Origin of the sequence: Promicromonospora kroppenstedtii DSM 19349, from assembly GCF_000515355.1 — a bacterium.
Classification (GTDB): domain Bacteria; phylum Actinomycetota; class Actinomycetes; order Actinomycetales; family Cellulomonadaceae; genus Promicromonospora; species Promicromonospora kroppenstedtii.
In genome coordinates this window covers 7,940-9,509 of record NZ_KI911717.1, presented here as the reverse complement: position 1 = coordinate 9,509, position 1,570 = coordinate 7,940, and the positions used below count along the sequence as shown (strand labels likewise).

Sequence of the window (1,570 nt, the reverse complement as noted above, 5' to 3'; positions counted from 1 at the left end):
CCCACCGTCGCCTTGCCGCGCGAGGACACGCCCTCCAGCGCGGCCTCCAGCACGGCGACGACGGCCGGCGGGTCGATCTGCGGCCGGCCCGAGACCTTCGCCGCACGCAGGTACGCCGTGCCGTACAGCGGGCCGGACGCGCCGCCCACCGTGGACATCAGGGTCGTCGCCACCAGCTTGAGCACGTCGCCGACGGTCCGCTCGTCTGCGCCGGCCGGCTGGGCCGCCGCGTCGTCGAGCCGCGCCACCACGGCCCGGAACCCGCGATCCATGTTCTCGCCGTGGTCGCCGTCGCCGATCTGCCGGTCGAGCTCGGTGAGCTCGTCCTTCGCGTCCGCGACGGCCACCGCCGTGCGGCGCACCCATCGCTCCGCCCAGTCCGCGTCCAGCGTCATGTCTCGGAACCTTCCTGTCTCACCACCGGAGTGCTGCAGTGTTCACCGGCGCGTCCCAGAGGGCCTCCAGCTCGTCGTCCAGCCGGAGGACGGTGACGGATGCCCCCTGCATCTCGAGGGACGTCACGTAGTTGCCCACCAGCGACCGGGAGACCGTGACGCCGCGCTCCTCGAGAAGGCGCCGCGCTCGACCATAGACCACGTAGAGCTCGGACAGAGGGGTGCCGCCCATACCGTTGACGAACAGCAACACTCGGTCGCCACCGTCCAGCGCGAGATCGTCCGCGACCGGCGTCACGAGCATCTCCGTGACCTGGTCGGCGCCGACGGCGGCCACGCGGTGCCGGCCCGGCTCGCCGTGGATCCCGATGCCCACCTCGATCTCGTCCTCGCCCAGGTCGAAGCTGGGCCGGCCCACGTGCGGCACGGTGGGCGCGGCCAGCGCGACGCCCATGGTCCGCACGTTCGCGATGACCCGCTCGGCCACGGCCCGCACGGTCGCGAGATCGGCACCCCGCGCGGCGGCGGCGCCCGCGATCTTCTCGACGGCGACCGTCCCGGCAACCCCGCGGCGGCCGGCGGTGTACAGCGAGTCCTCGACGGCGACGTCGTCGTTCACCAGCACCGAGGCGACCTCGACGCCCTCGGCCTCGGCGAGCTCCACCGCGGTCTCGAAGTTGAGCACGTCGCCCGTGTAGTTCTTGACGATCGTGAGCACGCCGGCGCCACCGTCGGCGGCCTGGATCGCGGGCTGGATCTGGTCCGGCGTCGGCGAGGTGAACACGGCGCCCGGGACGGCGGCGTCGAGCATGCCGTCACCCACGAACCCCGCGTGCAGGGGCTCGTGCCCCGACCCGCCGCCGCTGACCAGACCGACCTTTCCGGTGACCGCACCCCCGGCGCGGCTGACGAAGACCGGTGAGGTACTGACCTGCACCAGGTCCGCGTGCGCGAGCGCGAAGCCGGCCAGGGAGTCGGCGACGGCGTCAGCGGGATCGTTCAGCAGCTTCTTCACGACGACCTCCTCGCGGGACTGTGCGGCCCGGCGCCGGCGCCGGGCCCGCGAACACGTCCCCTGGGGTTCATGTAACACCACGGCGGGCCGGATCGTACAGAAACCCCGGGATCGGGCGCACAGGTCACCCGGGTGACGTGTGCGCCCGACCCGCAGGCCG

The 1,570-nt window shown here is 73.2% G+C and carries 2 protein-coding genes; both read right to left on the bottom strand.

All coding sequences use genetic code 11. From position 1 onward, the window contains the following. A partial coding sequence (locus PROKR_RS20375) for a DAK2 domain-containing protein (RefSeq protein ID WP_036966528.1) occupies positions 1-395 on the bottom strand: 395 nt, incomplete at its 3' end. A 19-nt stretch (positions 396-414) separates the two neighbouring features. Further along, on the bottom strand, positions 415-1,410 hold the full coding sequence (gene dhaK, locus PROKR_RS20370; protein ID WP_036966525.1) for a dihydroxyacetone kinase subunit DhaK: 996 nt from the start codon (positions 1,408-1,410) through the stop codon (positions 415-417). Between the last annotated feature and the right edge of the window lie 160 nt (positions 1,411-1,570).